This window comes from Bradyrhizobium genosp. P, assembly GCF_049949265.1.
In the GTDB taxonomy this organism is placed as follows: domain Bacteria; phylum Pseudomonadota; class Alphaproteobacteria; order Rhizobiales; family Xanthobacteraceae; genus Bradyrhizobium.
Genome location: NZ_CP188195.1, coordinates 4,933,016 through 4,948,202, shown reverse-complemented (window position 1 = coordinate 4,948,202; position 15,187 = coordinate 4,933,016). Strand labels below are relative to the sequence as shown.

The window sequence follows — 15,187 nt, the reverse complement described above, 5'->3', positions numbered from 1 at the left end:
GCTTTTTCGTGTAAACTGGCGGCAGCTTTGCGACCCAAATCTATTTCGATTCTGCCAGGGGATTTCATATGCGCACCCTTACCCTCGTTGCGTCCCTGATTTGCATGGCGCTGACTGCGACCGCGGCGCAGGCCGAAAAACGCGTGGCCTTCGTCGTCGGGAACGGCGCCTACAAGAACGTCACGCCGCTGCCGAACCCGACCATGGACGCCAAGGCGATGGCCGGTGCCTTGCGCAATGTCGGTTTCGATGTGGTCGAAGGCACCAATCTCACGCGCGACAAGATGACGGAGAAGCTGCTCGACTTCGGCAAGAAGGCGCAAGGCGCCGATATCGCCGTGTTCTACTATGCCGGCCACGGCATCGCGATCGGCGGCACGAACTATTTGTTGCCGATCGACGCCGACATCAAATCCGAGATGGACGTCAAGCTTGGGGCCGCGATCAACATCGACCTCACGCTGGACCAGACCATGAGCGACGCCAAGGTGAAGCTCGTGTTCCTCGACGCCTGCCGCGACAACCCGTTTGCTGCCAAGATCAAGTCGAACTCCGCGACCCGTAGCATCAACGTGCAGACCGGGCTTGCCGAGATGAAGTCCGGCGAAGGCACCCTGATCGCATTCGCCACCGGCCCGGGCCAGACCGCGCTCGATGGCCAGGAAGGCACCAACAGCCCGTTCACCCGCGCGCTCGTCGACAACATCGCCCAGCCAGGGGTCGAGATCCAACAAGCGATGACCAAGGTCCGCGCCCAGGTCAACGAGGAGACCAACAAGGGACAATTGCCCTGGGGGCACACCAACCTGATCGGCGCGGTGTATCTCAACGGCCCACCCGCAGCCCCCGACACCGCGGCGCCTGCACCGTCGGCCTCGACCGCGGTTGCTGCGGCCCCGGGCTCCGATGTCGAACTCGAATTCTGGCGTTCGATCAAGGACAGCAACAAGCCCGAGGAATTGAACGCCTATATGTCCAAATATCCGAACGGCCAGTTCAAGCCGCTGGCGATTGCGCGCATCGCAGCCCTTGAGAACGGCCCGAGCACCACCACACGCAACCTGACCACAGGCATCGATCCCGCCACCTTCACGGATGATTCGAGCCAGGTGACCGAGGATCAGATCGGCCTCGACAAGGGCCAGCGCCGCGACGTGCACCGCCGGCTCAACGGGCTCGGCTTCGACACCAAGGTCACCGGCAAGTTCGATGAAGCGACCCGCGCGGTGATTACGCGCTGGCAAGCCGCCCGCGGCTATCCGAAGACCGGCTATTTGAACAAGCTGCAGCACAAGGCCCTGCTGACCGAGATTGTCTCGACCACGTCGCCGGCCAGTTCCGATGACGAGGAGCGCCCTGCGCGCCGGCACTCAAGTGGTGGTGGCGGCGGTGGCGGTGGCCGTCGCTATCACGGTGGCGGCGGCGATCCGGCCGGCGTCGGACGTTTCATGGGTGGCATGATTGGCGGCGTGTTCCGCTGAGCCACAACCCTTCGTCAACAAAAAGCCCGGGATTGCCCGGGCTTTTTTACGTTGAGGATTCTTTGCGTTGAGCTGACGCCTTTTCGAGCTGGCGCTATTTCCCGGCGGCCTTGCGCAAAGCCGCGTTGATGCGCTCCTGCCAGCCTGGGCCGCCTTCCTGGAAATATGCCAACACGTCCTGGTCGATCCGCAGGGTGACCTGCTCCCGGGTGCCCGGGATGGTGACCGGGGCAGCTTTCGGCGGCGCCTCCGCCACCTTGGTGGTGGCGCGCTTGAAGGCGGCTTCTGCCTCGCTGCGGGCGTCGTTCAGGGTTCGCGGTCGCCTCGGCAGATCGGCCATATCTCAGATTCCTTCAAACAGCGCAGTCGACAGATAGCGCTCCGAGAACGACGGCACAATCGCCAGGATGGTTTTGCCGGCGGCTTCCGGCCGTTTGCCGATCTGCAACGCAGCCGCGATCGCGGCGCCCGATGAAATGCCGCCCGGGATTCCCTCGTTGCGCGCCAGCGCCCGGGAGGTCTCGATCGCGCTCGCACTGTTGATCTTGATGATTTCGTCGATCACGGCTCGGTCGAGGATGTCAGGCACGAAGCCAGCGCCAATGCCCTGGATCTTGTGCGGTGTATGCTGGCCGCCCGATAGCACCGGGCTTTCCTCCGGCTCTACCGCGACGATCTGCAATGATGGCTTGCGCGGCTTCAGCACCTGCCCGACGCCGGTGATGGTGCCGCCGGTGCCGACACCAGCCACGAAGTAATCGATATTGCCGCCGGTGTCGTTCCAGATCTCTTCGGCCGTGGTGCGGCGATGGATTTCCGGATTGGCAAGGTTCTTGAACTGCTGCGGCATCACCGCGTTCGGCGTCGTGCGGACGAGCTCCTCGGCGGCCGCGATCGAACCCTTCATGCCTTGCGCCGCCGGCGTCAACACGATCTCGGCGCCGAGGAAGGCCAGCATCCGCCGCCGCTCGACCGACATCGATTCCGGCATCACCAACTTCAGCCGGTAGCCGCGCGAGGCCGCGACATAGGCGAGCGCGATCCCGGTGTTGCCCGAGGTCGGCTCGATCAGCACGGTGTCGGCGTTGATGATGCCGGCCTTCTCCATCGCGATGACCATCGCGGCGCCGATGCGATCCTTCACGCTGGCCGCTGGATTGAAGTATTCCAGCTTGGCGAGGATCGTTGCGTTTACGCCATTGGCCTGCGGCAACCTGCGCAGGCGCACGGTCGGCGTGTTACCGATCGCGTCGACGATGGAATCAAAGACGCGTCCGCGCCCGGGTTGCACTGCACTCGTTGTCGACGACGCGTCCATCAAACGGCTCCTGTGGCGGGAATGTGCAGGGAATGTGGGTCTTCCCTCATTAGAAGCAGCGCGTCATGACGCGCAAGTGAGAAACCGCCGCATCCGGCATTGGTTGCATTGCAAAATCAGAAGCTGCGCAAATAACGTAAAACCTACGCATTTGTGTTGCGACAAGGTCAAACAATTCAGGCTATATACTTTCGCTAGGTAGCAGAGGTTCAGAACGCAAAGGAGGTCACGATGCCAGCACTTGCTGAAGTCCTGTCGACCGTAGCGTCCAGGCCCGATCCGCGTGGTAGTGATCTGCCGACCTGTCCGGTGTGTGCGGACTCCATGGTAGCGGCGGAAGCCTCCGCCTATCTCCTTGACAATTTGATCAGTTATCTCTGGACTTGCGACACCTGTGGTTACGGATTTGTAACCAAACACTCGGTGAAACCGATCGTCTGCAACTGACGACCGTCCCTCACCTCGGAACGATATCCCCGCGCGCCCATCCGGCGCGCGTTTTCGTTCTGAAGTCCTCGAACGTGCCGTTTGCGATCGCCCCGCGGATGCCCTGCATCAGTTGCTGATAATAGGCGACGTTGATCTCCGACAGCAGCATCGCGCCGAGCGTCTCGCCCGAGCGCACCAGATGATGCAGATAGGCGCGCGAATAGCTTCGCGCCGCCGGCCACGGGCTCTCCTCGTCCAGCGGGCGCGGATCGTCGATATGGCGGGCGTTACGCAGATTGATCTGGCCGAACCGCGTAAATGCCATGCCGTGGCGTCCGTTCCGGGTCGGCATCACGCAATCGAACATGTCGACGCCGCGCCCCACCGCTTCCAGCATGTCCTCGGGTGTGCCGACACCCATCAGGTATCGCGGCCGGTCGGCCGGCAGCGCCGGCGCGGTCTCCTCGATCATCGACAGCATCACCGCCTGCGGCTCGCCGACCGCAAGCCCGCCGATCGCGTAGCCATGAAAGCCGATATCGGTGAGCCCCCGTGCGCTGACGTGCCGCAGCGCAGGGACGTCACCGCCCTGCACGATCCCGAACAGCATGTAGCCGTCAGGCGCCGTTTCGAAGGCACGCTTTGAGCGCTCCGCCCAGCGCAGCGACAATTGCATCGCGCGCTCGATGTCGGCGTGTTCGGCCGGCAGCCGCACGCATTCATCCATCTGCATGACGATATCAGAGCCGAGCAGCCGTTGCACCTCGATCGAGCGCTCGGGCGACAGCTCGACCTTGGAGCCGTCGATATGCGAGCGAAAGGTGACGGCCTTCTCGGTCACCTTGCGCAGCTCCGAGAGCGACATCACCTGGAAGCCGCCCGAATCCGTCAGCATCGGGCCGCCCCAGCCGGTGAACCTCTGCAGGCCGCCCAGCGCCCCGATGCGCTCGGCACCCGGCCGCAGCATCAGATGATAGGTGTTGCCGAGCACGATGTCGGCACCGGCCTCGCGCACTTCGCGCCAATGCATGCCCTTCATCGCGCCGGCAGTGCCGACCGGCATGAAGGCGGGTGTGCGCACCACGCCATGCGGCGTAGCGAGGCGGCCGGTTCGGGCGGTACCGTCGGTTGCCTGAAGCTCGAAATGATTGGGAAGGCTCATGCGGCTGCTTATTGCGTGCCGCCCGTGCCCGATCAACCCGCCTCGCGACGGGCCTCGCGCGACTTCGTGAACCCAGACGGCTGGATGGAGACTTGCGCCGGACCAGGCGCCCCGTTAAACAAAACGAAACCGTATCGTTTTATGGCTGGAATAAGGCGGGAGTGCCCCGCCCGCGCTTGGATCCGCATCAACCGTGACATCAGATGTTCTCACTCCGAACGCCCGGCCGCCTGCCCGCGTTGACCATCGGATGACGGCAATCCGCGCAATCCTGCAGGCGGCCCTCCTCTGCAGCCTCACGTTTGCGCTGGCGGCCTGCAGCTCCCTGCCGCGGACCCCCTACACCGCCGCCGACGCTGCCAATTCGCGGGTGCTCGATCTCGACGGGCTGCGGCGCTACGCGGACGATCCGGTCTCAAAATTCCAGATCGACAAACCGTCCTCCTCACGGCTCCAGACCTATCTGGCGCTCTCCGGCGGCGGCGCCGACGGCGCCTATGGCGTGGGCGTCCTCAACGGCTGGACGGCGGCCGGCAACCGCCCGACCTTCTCGATCGTATCAGGCGTCAGCACCGGCGGCCTCATTGCGCCGTTTGCGTTCCTCGGCCCGAGCTACGACGAGACGCTGAAGGAAGTCTACACCAGCGGCATTGCGGAAACGCTGCTGCAGGATCCAAGCATCACGCGGGTGCTGTTCGGATCCGGGCTGTATGGCAACACGCGGCTGCGCGAACTGGTGGCCCGCTACGTCGGGCCGGACCTCCTCAGCGCCGTGGCCCGTGAACATGCCAAAGGGAGACACCTGCTGATCGTGACCACCGATCTCGACACCCAGCGCACGGTGATCTGGGACATGGGCCGGATTGCCGCCGTCGGGACGCCTGAAGCGCTGCAACTGTTCCGCGACGTGATGGCGGCCTCGGCCAGCATTCCGATGCTGTTTCCACCGATCCTGATCGATGCCGAGGGCGACGGCCGGCGATTCCAGGAGATGCATGTCGACGGCGGCGTGACGGCACCGGTCCTGACGCTGCCGGACGCCCTGCTGTTTCAAGGACATGCATGGCCCGCAAACGGCCGCCTGAACATCTACATTCTCGTCAACAAGAAGCTAGAGCGGACCTTCGAGCTGGTGTCCAATTCCACCCTCGACGTCGCCTCGCGCAGCATTTCCTCGCTCACGCAGGCGCAGACGCGCTCCGTCATCCTCTCGACCTACGACTTCGCGAAGCGCAACCAGCTCGGCTTCCATCTGTCCTATATCGAGCGCGACTACCCGGAACCGGCGTCGGCGGGCTTCGACACCGGCTACATGCGCGCCCTCTATCAGTACGGCTACGAGAAGGCTGCGTCCGGCCGCGCCTGGACCTCGACGCCGCCATGAGCGGCCGGCTCCAGGTGTCCCAGAATGGACGAATCCGCCCGCGGCGGGGTATAGACGGGAGTGACCCGTCCGGCGCGCAACGAGATGAATGGCAATGGGATTGACGGCAACCAAGGTCAAGGCGGCAAAACGCGACGTTGCGAAGTCGCGCGGCGGCCGGCCGACCAAAGACGCCGCGATCGAGCGCGACCAGCGGCTGATCGAGGCTGCCACGCGGCTATTCCTGGAGCGCGGGTTCGACGCGACCTCGATCGACGCGCTGGCCGAGGCCGCACGGGTCAGCAAACCGACCGTCTATGCGCAGTACGGTGACAAGCGCGGTCTGTTCGCCGCGGTGCTCCGGCGCGAGATCGCACGCTGGCTCGCCCCGCTTGCCGCGGCGGCGACCGAGATGCGGTTCGACGACCTGTCGGCTGATGCGGTCGAGCAGCGGCTGATCGACCTTGGGCACCAGTTGCTGTCCCTGAATTGCGGCGATGATGCCATCGCCTTCAGCCGAATCCTGACCGCGCAGGCGATCAATTTTCCCGAGATCGCCAAACTTGCCGTCGACGAAGGCTGGTCGAAAGCCGTCTCCACGACGGCAGAGTTCTTCGATCATCTGGTCGCCGGCGGCGCTCTCGACCTCGAGGACACCACGATCGCGGCCGAGACGTTTCTCAACATGGTGGTCGGCCACACCCACCGGATGGCGACGTTCGGCATCCGGATCGACATGGAGGCCGCCGAGAAGCGGATGGAAGTGTCGATCCGGCTGTTTCTGGCGGGTGCCTTTGGGCCGCCCGGCCGCCTCCGGGAGGCGGCCAAGGCCCGCCGCCGGCCGGCCCGCTGACGGTTCCAGAAAGCTTCGGATTCTGCCGCGCGATCACGACAATTCGTCCTTGACCAAAATAAAACGAAACCGTATGGTTTCATTATAAAGAGGCGTGGGGAATCGTGATCCAGCCCCCACAGGTCCCGCGCCGACTTGCAAACTTCGATCGTCACAATGGAGCCGCGACCGCTGTTCCATCCAGGACGTTCGGCGGCCGACCTTGCAACGAAGGTCGGCCGCGCCTTCTTGAACTTAATGGCGTTTGCGGCGGACGAATGCATGGATGCGGCGATGACAACAGGACGACGGCGCATGCGGAGATATCGGGCGTTCGGAGCGCGGTTGCTGGCAACAGCCTTGTTGTCGTTGCTGCTCGCGTCCCCATCCTATGCGGTGGCTACGTCGGATGCCGCGCTGGCCCCGCTCCAGTCTCCTGCCGATGATGGCAACGACCTCGACCCGGCGATCGTCCGCCGCGAGCTCGACAATTTTCGCGCGGCCCGGATCACCTTGCGGCAGGCGATGAGCATCGCCGAGGCCCTGCATGCCGGTTCGACGACTGCGGATATCAGCTTCGATGGCGCCGCGGCGCCGCCGGTCTACCGGGTCAAGACGGTTCAGCAAGACCGCGTCTGGCGCCATGCCATCAACGCCTCAACGGGCGAAGTCATGGACCACGAGGCCGCCTCCCCCCTGGCGACGCTCGATACCGAGGACCGAAGCAACCTGCTCGTGCTACGGGCGCTCCGGCACCGCCTGTCGGAAGCCGTTCGGGTGGCTGAACGCGCGGCGGCTGGAAAGGCGATCAGCGGCGGCCTGGCGCGCGAGGCCGGCAAGCTCAATTTTGTGATCGTCGTGGTCAGCGGCGCCGATCTGAAACAGGTGATCCTCGAGCCCCCGCAAGCGGGCGGGCGCTGACATCGGCTGCTATGCGCCCAAAACCGGTTGACGGACGCAGAACTCTTCCGCATAAGTTCGCGCCATGATCACGACCACCAAACGCACGACTAAAACCACCAAGCCCTCTGGGGCCTCGGGAGGCGTGCGCGCGTAATCGGTCAAACCGCATCATCTCAATCCGAAGCCCCGCCTGATGAAGGTCCGGGGCTTTTTTATTGCCTGAAGCATGCTCAAATCGAAGGAGGCCAAAGTGAGTAACGATCCCGTCGTCGCGATTGTCGGCGTCACCGGCGCTGTCGGCGCTGAATTCATCGCCACCATGGACAAGCGCGGCTTCCGCGTCGGCAAGCTGAAGCCGCTGGCGAGCGCCCGCTCCGCCGGCAAGACCATCGATTTCCGCGGCAAGCCAGTCGTGATCGAGGAACTCACCGAGCGCGCCTTCGAAGGCGTCGACATCACGCTGTTCTCGGCCGGCAGCGGCATCTCGAAGAAGTTCGCGCCGCTTGCGGTCAAGTCCGGCGCGGTCGTGGTCGACAATTCCTCGGCATTTCGGATGGACCCGAACGTGCCGCTGGTGATCCCGGAGATCAATGCTCGCCGCATCCGCGATCACAAGGGCATCATCGCCAATCCGAATTGCGCCGCCATCACCGCGCTGGTGCCGCTGTGGCCGATCCACCAGAGCAATCGCATCAAGCGCGTGATCATCTCGACCTACCAGGCCGCGAGCGGCGCTGGAGCCGCCGCGATGGACGAGCTTGTGGAATCGACCCGCGCCAATCTCAACGGTCAGGTCTTCACGCCGAAGGTGATGCCGCATCCCTATGCCTTCAACCTGTTCAACCACAACACCGCCGTTGATCCGGAGACCGGCTACAACGACGAGGAGACCAAGGTCATCAAGGAGACCCGCAAGATCTTCGAGGACGACGGAATCGCGATCGGCGTCACCTGCGTGCGCGTGCCGGTGCTGCGCGCCCATTGCGAGGCGATCACTTTCGAATGCGAGAAGCCGATCACCGAGGATCAGGTCCGCGCGATCCTGGCGCAGGCGCCGGGCGTCAAAATCGTCGACGACCGCGTCAAGAACTACTTCCCGATGCCGATCGACGCCTCCGGCCAGGACGACGTGCTGGTCGGGCGCATTCGCAAGGATCTCAGCGATCCGAGCGGGCATTCGATCTCGATCTTCGTGGCGGCCGATCAGCTCCTCAAGGGCGCCGCGCTGAATGCGGTGCAGATCGCCGAGCTGTTGCCCGAGCGCGCGATGGCGTGAGTACTTTCCGCTGACCTGTCATCCCCCGCAATCCTGAATCGGGGATGACAGGTTCGCCTTCGACGGAGTCCTTTCGATATGAATGCGTTGGCTGAACAGTTCGAGATCAGAAATCTGCACGCTCATTCCGCACGCGATGAGTTCTTGTGCCTGAACAATGCCAGCGCTCGGGAAACATCTCTGCTGACAGCTGCGAGGTTCGAGCAGCTGATCGATACCGCACCGATCGCGCTGTTTGTTCCGCCAGGCGCCGCGTTCCTGTTGGCGTTCGAGCACCACGACGATTACGACGGCACTCATTTCGGCTGGTTCCGCGGCCAGATGGACCACTTCCTCTACGTCGATCGAATCGTCGTTGGGGAAGCGTGGCGGCGGCACGGATTGGCGCGCATGCTCTACCGTGAGGTGTTCAGAGAGGCCGCGCGTCGCGGACTTGGCCGCGTCTGCTGCGAGGTCAACGTCGAGCCGCCGAATCCGATATCGGACGCGTTCCACGGCTCGCTTGGCTTCGAGGAAGTCGGCCGGGCCACGGTCGACGGCGGCGCAAAGACGGTACGCTATCTCTGTTCGACGCTTGAGGCTTGAGCCTCGCGCATGAGCCTCACTCGCGCTCGCGGAACAGCAGGCAGGCGTCGCCATAGGAATAGAAACGATAGCCGTCCTTGATCGCATGCGCGTAGGCGCGTTTCATCGTCTCCAGGCCCGAGAAGGCCGAGACTAGCATGAACAGCGTCGAGCGCGGCAGATGGAAATTGGTCAAGAGGATATCGACCGCGCGGAAGCGATAGCCGGGCGTGATGAAGATCGAGGTTTCTGCCGAGAACGGCTGAATGGTGCCATCGGCCGCGGCGGCGCTTTCCAGAAGCCGCAGCGACGTGGTGCCGATCGCGACGATGCGGCCGCCGTTGGCACGCGCGGCGTTCAGGGCCGCTGCGGTCTCCGTGCTGATGCAGCCCCATTCGGCGTGCATCCTGTGCTCCGACGTCTCCTCGACCTTGACCGGAAGGAACGTCCCCGCCCCGACATGCAAGGTCAACCGGTGCAACGTAACGCCGCGGCCGCGCAGCGCCGCCTCAAGCGCGGGCGTGAAATGCAGCCCCGCGGTTGGCGCCGCCACCGCGCCCTCATTGGCCGCGAACATGGTCTGGTAGTCAGCCTCGTCCTGATCGTCGGGCGTGCGTTTGGAGGCGATGTAGGGCGGTAGCGGCGGCGTGCCGACGTCGGCGATGGCCTGATCGAGTGCCGGTCCGTGGAAGGAGAACGACAGCGTCACCTCGCCCTCCTGCCCCTTGGCCTCGACCTGCGCGTCGAGATGGCCGAGCAGGCAGACCTTGCCCTCATTGCCGAACCGGATCGTATCGCCGGGGCTCAGTTTCTTGGCCGGCTTCACCAGCGCTTGCCAGCGCGAGCCGTCGAGCCGCTTGATCAGGGTCGCCTCGATCTTCGGCTCGGTCTCGCGCCCGATGCGGCGGCCCTTGAGTTGGGCTGCGATCACCTTGGTGTCGTTGACGACGATCTGATCGCCCGGCTCGAGCCAGTGGGGCAGCTCGGCGATCGCAGCGTCGCGCAGCACGGCGTCAGGATGCACGACAAGCATCCGCGCGGCATCGCGCGGGCTCGCAGGCCGCAGCGCGATGCGTTCAGGGGGAAGCTCGAAATCGAAGAGGTCGGTGCGCATCATGTCCAACGATGTCGTTCCGGAGCGATGCGGCAGCATCGAACCCCAATGCGCAATTGCGCATTGTGGAACTTCGATATGACGGCGCGAGATTCCGGGTTCACGCTTCGCGTGCCCCGGAATGACAGCTGATAGGTTACGTCGCGTCCGCGGCCATGTACGCCTTGACGATCTTATCCGGATCCTTCACCGGCTCGCCGCGCTTGATCTTGTCGACGTTGTCCATGCCCTCGGTGACCTTGCCCCAGACCGTGTACTGGTGATTGAGGAAGGAAGCGTCGTCGAAGCAGATGAAGAACTGGCTGTCGCCAGAATCCGGGCTGGCGGCACGCGCCATCGAGGTGGTGCCGCGGACATGCGGCTCCTTGTTGAACTCGGCCTTCAGCTTCTTGCCGGAGCCGCCCATGCCGGTGCCCTGCGGGCAGCCGGTCTGCGCCATGAAGCCTTCGATCACGCGATGGAACACGATGCCGTCGTAAAAGCCCTCGCGCACCAGTTCCTTGATCCGCGCGACATGGCCGGGCGCCAGATCGGGACGCATCTCGATCGTGACGGGGCCCTGGGTGGTTTCGAGGATCAGAGTATTTTCGGTAGCAGCCATGCTCGCTTCTCCTGGCTTCTGGGTGGATATTTCTTGTTCCTGAATGGGATCGCGAACGGGCGGCCGGCCACCGCACCGCCCAAGCTCTCCGTAAATGGCAATGGCGTGCAGCGTTGCAACGCCTCCATCACGGCGATCCGGTATTGCACTCGGTCGTTATCGGTCGCCTGTTCCGATTCATAGCTGATCCTGGGATGGCCGAGGATCGCGCCCTCGCGGTTGAAGCTGACGATCACGGTGATGTCGATCGGAGCGGCCTTCTCCAGCGGCGGCGGCCGCCAGCAACTGTGAATGGCGAGGACGACATCCCGGATGGTGTCGAGTTGGGGAGGTTCGGCCGAGACCCCCGCCGTCAGTGCGAGCCACAGCAGCGGCGCGGCGAACCAGCAAATCGGCTTGCTGCGCCCCGCTGCCAGCCCCGCCGCTAGCCCCGCCGCCATGGGTCACTTGATGTCGGATGCGACTTGCACCTTCACCATCTTGTCCGGATCGGCGACCGGTTCACCGCGCTTGAGCTTGTCGACCACGTCCATGCCGGACACCACCTCGCCGATCACCGTGTACTTGCCGTTCAGGCTCGAGCCGTCAGCGTACATGATGAAGAACTGCGAATTCGCCGAATTGGGATCGCTGGTACGCGCCATGCCGACGATACCGCGCTTGTACGGCACGTCGGAGAATTCAGCCGGAAGATTCGGATATTTCGAACCGCCGGTGCCGTTGAAATTCTTGCCGTCGCCGGTTTGCGCCATGAAGCCGTCGATGACGCGATGGAACGGCACGTTGTTGTAATAGCCGTCTCGCGCCAGCTGCTTGATCCGCTCGGCGTGCTTCGGCGCGAGCTCGGGCCGCAGCTTGATGACGATGCGGCCCTTGGTGGTGTCGATGACGATCGTGTTGGCCTTGTCGAGACCGGCGGGCAGCGGTTGCGCGATCGCGGGAACCACGCAGAACAGCGCGGCAACGAATGCGAGAATTCGGATCATGGAAACTCCGGCTCAGGGCGTTCGGGATGTGGCAGGCGCCGGCGTCAATTTGGCCTTCAGGCTAGCGGCGACCGATGACGGCACGAAGGCTGAGAAGTCGCCGCCCATCTGGGCGATTTGGCGCACCAGTGTGGCGGTGATCGGGCGGACCGCCACCGAAGCCGGAACGAACACGGTATGTACCTCCGGCGCCATAGCCTCGTTCATGCCGGCGAGCTGCATCTCGTAATCGAGGTCAGTGCCGTCGCGGAGGCCGCGAATCATGATGGTCGCGCCGAGCTTGCGCGCTGCCGTCACGGTCAGATTGTCATAGGTGGTGCAATCGAGGGCGCAGCCGGCCTTCTGGGCGATCGGGGTGCAGACCTCCAGGAGCATCTCAAGCCGCTCGTCGGTCGAGAACAGCGGCTTCTTGCCGGCGTGGACGGCGACGGCGACGACGAGGCGGTCGCACAGCGCCACCGCTCGACGGACCACGTCCAGATGGCCGTTGGTAACGGGATCGAAGGAACCGGGATAGAGCGCGATACGGGGCATGGGTCCCGTCTAACCCGCCCCGCGCGAACCGGCAAGCCAGCTTGGTTCCGGCTCCCTCCGACATTTTATTTCGCTTCGGCCAATGAACCAGGTCGGGGTTGTCAGCGTCTCCTCAGGCGAGCCGGCAATGTTTCGTCCGCAGACACCCGACGAAACAAAACTGGTCCGGACGAAACCATTTCCCGGGATGGCGAAGACAGCCGGAAACTTGCGCCCGGTATAGCTTGGACAACGAAACGACGGGCCCGGGGGGCCCGATCACAGGGGACCGTCATGATCAAGGCATTTTCCGCCATCGCTGTTGCCGCGTTCATTGCCGCTGCGCTCACTGTTCTTCCCGGTTTTGCCCCGCAAGTCGAAGCCTCTACGCCCCAGCCGCTCGCCAAGGCCGACCGCCTCGATATCCACCCGGTCGGCAAGGACTGTTCGCAGCAAGCCTGGCCCAATTTCGAGGCCTCCTGCCTGCGCGGCGCCGGCACTAAGTCAGTGGTGCATGAAGCCCGCCTCGTGACCGCCGACCGCACGCCGTAGTCGCCAAGGTTCACGTCAAGGGCTCACATCAAGAGTTCACGTCAAGCGCTGGTATAACCACGGCACGCAGAGCCGTCATGCAAACCCCATGGTAATTTGCGACGTGTCGTCGCAGACTATCGTCTAACGCGCCCACCGGATGCCCCGGCGGGCGCGCTTCCATCGGGGGTTTGCACGTGTCCAGTACGCCAGTCATCGCTTCTTCTGGCCACCCCTCGAATCCACTTCCCGTTGCCACGACGCTCGGCGCCCTCGGCGTCGTCTATGGCGATATCGGCACCAGTCCCCTTTACGCGCTCAAGGAAGCGGCCAAGGCCGCCGCCCATGGCGGGCCGATCACGTCGGACGCCATCCTGGGCGTGGTCTCGCTGATCCTGTGGGCGCTGATCCTGATCATCTCGCTCAAATACGCCCTCTTGATCCTGCGCGCGGACAACCGCGGCGAAGGTGGCATCGTGGCGCTGCTGGCGCTGCTCTCCGCGCGCAACGCGGCGCCCGGCACCTGGCGGGCACATCTGCTCGTGGTCGGCCTGATCGGCGCCGCCCTGCTCTATGGCGACGGCGCGATCACGCCGGCGATCTCGGTGCTGTCGGCCATCGAAGGCCTCAAGGTCGACGCGCCCTCGCTGACGCCGGCGGTGGTGCCGATCACCATCGTCATCCTGGTCGGACTGTTCGTGGTGCAGAAACAGGGCACGGGCTTCATCGGCCGGATATTTGGTCCGGTGATGCTCGGCTGGTTCCTCGTGCTCGCCGTGCTCGGCATCCACGGCATCGTCAAGGCGCCCGGCGTGCTGGTCGCACTCAGTCCGTTCTACGCCCTCGACTTCCTGATCCATCAGAACTTCCATGTCAGCTTCGCCATCCTCGGCGCCGCCTTTCTCGCCGTCACCGGGGGCGAGGCGATGTATGCCGACATGGGGCATTTCGGCCGCTTCCCGATCCGGCTTGCCTGGTTCGCGATCTGCCTGCCTGCGCTGGTGCTGAACTATTTCGGCCAGGCCGGCCTCCTGATCTCCGACCCGACCGCGATCGACAACCCGTTCTTCCAATTATCCCCTGACTGGGCCCACTACCCGATGGTGGCATTGTCGGCGATCGCGACCGTGATCGCCTCGCAGGCGATCATCTCGGGCGTGTTCTCGCTGACGCAGCAGTCGATCCAGCTCGGCTTCCTGCCGCGCATGTATATCCGTCACACCACCAGCGATGCGATCGGGCAGATCTACGTGCCGCTGGTGAACTGGCTGCTCGCGGCCGCAACCCTCGGCGCGGTGCTGGCCTTCGGCACCTCGGACGCCCTCGCCGGTGCTTACGGCATCGCCGTGTCGCTCTTGATGGCGATCACCACGCTGCTCGCGGCCCTGGTCGCGATCCAGTGGGGCTATTCGCCTGTTATCGTGATCGCGGTGAACGGCTTCTTCTTCATCATAGATCTGATCTTCTTTGCGGCGAACTCCGAGAAGCTGATGGAGGGCGGCTGGTTTCCGCTGCTGCTCGCCGCCGCGGTGGCGTTTTTGATGATGACCTGGCGCGGCGGCGTGAAGCTGGTCGAAAGCGCGCGCAGCAAGCTGCGCCAGCCGGAAGAAGATTTGATCGAGACCGCGATCAACAAGTGCAAAAGCCGCCTGCCGGGCACCGCCGTGTTCCTGGCGTCGGCGCCAAACGGCGTCCCGCTGGCGCTGACGCAGTTCGTCAAGCATAACCACGTGCTGCACGAGCGCGTGCTGCTGGTCACCGTGCTGATCGAGGAGGCGCCGCGGATCTCCGACGACGACCGCGCCGAGGTCGTCGAGATCATCCCGGGCATCACCCGCATCATCCTGCATTACGGCTTCATGCAGTATCCGACCATCTATGAAGGGCTGAAGCTCGCCTGCCGCCAGGGCAAGCTGCCCGGCATCGACCTCTCCGACGTGACTTATTACATCGGCCGCGAGACCATCATCCCGAGCGAGGATATCCCGGGCATGTGGGTGTGGCGAGAATCGCTGTTCGCCTTCCTGCAGCGCAATGCCGAACGCACCGCCGCGTTCTTCGGTGTCCCGTCCGGGCAGGTCGTGGAGTTCGGCACGGAGATCGAGATTTAGCCC

At 64.2% G+C, this 15,187-nt stretch carries 17 protein-coding genes; 9 read left to right on the top strand and 8 right to left on the bottom strand.

The genetic code is table 11. The features are described 5' to 3' along the window. Nucleotides 1–68: 68 nt before the first annotated feature. Nucleotides 69–1,481: a caspase family protein gene (locus ACP2YO_RS23960; protein WP_426443019.1), complete on the top strand. Its 1,413-nt coding sequence runs from the start codon at nt 69–71 to the stop codon at nt 1,479–1,481. A gap of 94 nt (nt 1,482–1,575) precedes the next feature. Here ACP2YO_RS23960 and ACP2YO_RS23955 read toward each other — a convergent pair whose 3' ends face one another. Continuing rightward, nucleotides 1,576–1,821 (bottom strand): BrnA antitoxin family protein, encoded by a 246-nt coding sequence (locus tag ACP2YO_RS23955; protein ID WP_426443018.1) that lies wholly within the window; start codon nt 1,819–1,821, stop codon nt 1,576–1,578. A gap of 3 nt (nt 1,822–1,824) precedes the next feature. Then, nucleotides 1,825–2,799, bottom strand: a complete 975-nt coding sequence (cysK, locus tag ACP2YO_RS23950) for a cysteine synthase A (RefSeq protein ID WP_426443017.1) — start codon at nt 2,797–2,799, stop codon at nt 1,825–1,827. A gap of 231 nt (nt 2,800–3,030) precedes the next feature. Between cysK and ACP2YO_RS23945 the strand changes: the two genes are divergently transcribed. Further along, nucleotides 3,031–3,246, top strand: a complete 216-nt coding sequence (locus ACP2YO_RS23945) for a hypothetical protein (protein WP_426443016.1) — start codon at nt 3,031–3,033, stop codon at nt 3,244–3,246. 10 nt (nt 3,247–3,256) lie between these two features. Here the strand turns inward: ACP2YO_RS23945 and tgt are convergent, their stop codons facing one another. After that, nucleotides 3,257–4,390 (bottom strand): tRNA guanosine(34) transglycosylase Tgt, encoded by a 1,134-nt coding sequence (gene tgt, locus ACP2YO_RS23940; protein WP_426443015.1) that lies wholly within the window; start codon nt 4,388–4,390, stop codon nt 3,257–3,259. Nucleotides 4,391–4,640: 250 nt separating this feature from the next. Here tgt and ACP2YO_RS23935 point away from each other — a divergent pair, with 250 nt between their 5' ends. The 5 genes from ACP2YO_RS23935 (at nt 4,641) to ACP2YO_RS23915 (ending at nt 9,349) form a co-directional block, all read left to right on the top strand. After that, complete coding sequence (locus ACP2YO_RS23935; RefSeq protein WP_426443014.1) at nt 4,641–5,774, top strand: patatin-like phospholipase family protein; 1,134 nt, start codon at nt 4,641–4,643, stop codon at nt 5,772–5,774. A gap of 94 nt (nt 5,775–5,868) precedes the next feature. Further along, on the top strand, nt 5,869–6,606 hold the full coding sequence (locus ACP2YO_RS23930) for a TetR/AcrR family transcriptional regulator (RefSeq protein WP_426443013.1): 738 nt from the start codon (nt 5,869–5,871) through the stop codon (nt 6,604–6,606). A 156-nt stretch (nt 6,607–6,762) separates the two neighbouring features. Beyond that, the gene (locus tag ACP2YO_RS23925) at nt 6,763–7,506 is read left to right on the top strand and encodes a PepSY domain-containing protein (protein WP_426443012.1); all 744 of its coding nucleotides are present in this window, start codon (nt 6,763–6,765) and stop codon (nt 7,504–7,506) included. Nucleotides 7,507–7,714: 208 nt separating this feature from the next. Further along, nucleotides 7,715–8,764: an aspartate-semialdehyde dehydrogenase gene (locus tag ACP2YO_RS23920; protein WP_426443011.1), complete on the top strand. Its 1,050-nt coding sequence runs from the start codon at nt 7,715–7,717 to the stop codon at nt 8,762–8,764. A 78-nt stretch (nt 8,765–8,842) separates the two neighbouring features. After that, nucleotides 8,843–9,349 carry a GNAT family N-acetyltransferase gene (locus ACP2YO_RS23915; protein WP_426443010.1) on the top strand — a complete coding sequence of 169 codons (507 nt, stop codon included), beginning with the start codon at nt 8,843–8,845 and terminating at the stop codon, nt 9,347–9,349. A gap of 16 nt (nt 9,350–9,365) precedes the next feature. Here ACP2YO_RS23915 and queA read toward each other — a convergent pair whose 3' ends face one another. From queA to coaD, 5 genes are all read right to left on the bottom strand, one after another. Further along, nucleotides 9,366–10,442: a tRNA preQ1(34) S-adenosylmethionine ribosyltransferase-isomerase QueA gene (queA, locus tag ACP2YO_RS23910; protein ID WP_426443300.1), complete on the bottom strand. Its 1,077-nt coding sequence runs from the start codon at nt 10,440–10,442 to the stop codon at nt 9,366–9,368. A 136-nt stretch (nt 10,443–10,578) separates the two neighbouring features. Beyond that, nucleotides 10,579–11,043 carry a peptidylprolyl isomerase gene (locus ACP2YO_RS23905; protein WP_426443009.1) on the bottom strand — a complete coding sequence of 155 codons (465 nt, stop codon included), beginning with the start codon at nt 11,041–11,043 and terminating at the stop codon, nt 10,579–10,581. After that, on the bottom strand, nt 11,019–11,483 hold the full coding sequence (locus ACP2YO_RS23900) for a hypothetical protein (protein WP_426443008.1): 465 nt from the start codon (nt 11,481–11,483) through the stop codon (nt 11,019–11,021). The genes ACP2YO_RS23905 and ACP2YO_RS23900 overlap by 25 nt, the downstream gene beginning before the upstream one ends. A gap of 3 nt (nt 11,484–11,486) precedes the next feature. Then, on the bottom strand, nt 11,487–12,029 hold the full coding sequence (locus ACP2YO_RS23895) for a peptidylprolyl isomerase (protein ID WP_426443007.1): 543 nt from the start codon (nt 12,027–12,029) through the stop codon (nt 11,487–11,489). A 12-nt stretch (nt 12,030–12,041) separates the two neighbouring features. Continuing rightward, complete coding sequence (coaD, locus tag ACP2YO_RS23890; RefSeq protein ID WP_426443006.1) at nt 12,042–12,563, bottom strand: pantetheine-phosphate adenylyltransferase; 522 nt, start codon at nt 12,561–12,563, stop codon at nt 12,042–12,044. A 273-nt stretch (nt 12,564–12,836) separates the two neighbouring features. Between coaD and ACP2YO_RS23885 the strand changes: the two genes are divergently transcribed. Both ACP2YO_RS23885 and ACP2YO_RS23880 read left to right on the top strand, forming a co-directional pair. Beyond that, nucleotides 12,837–13,094, top strand: a complete 258-nt coding sequence (locus tag ACP2YO_RS23885; RefSeq protein ID WP_426443005.1) for a hypothetical protein — start codon at nt 12,837–12,839, stop codon at nt 13,092–13,094. A 194-nt stretch (nt 13,095–13,288) separates the two neighbouring features. Then, nucleotides 13,289–15,184, top strand: a complete 1,896-nt coding sequence (locus tag ACP2YO_RS23880; RefSeq protein ID WP_426443299.1) for a potassium transporter Kup — start codon at nt 13,289–13,291, stop codon at nt 15,182–15,184. Nucleotides 15,185–15,187 lie beyond the last annotated feature (3 nt).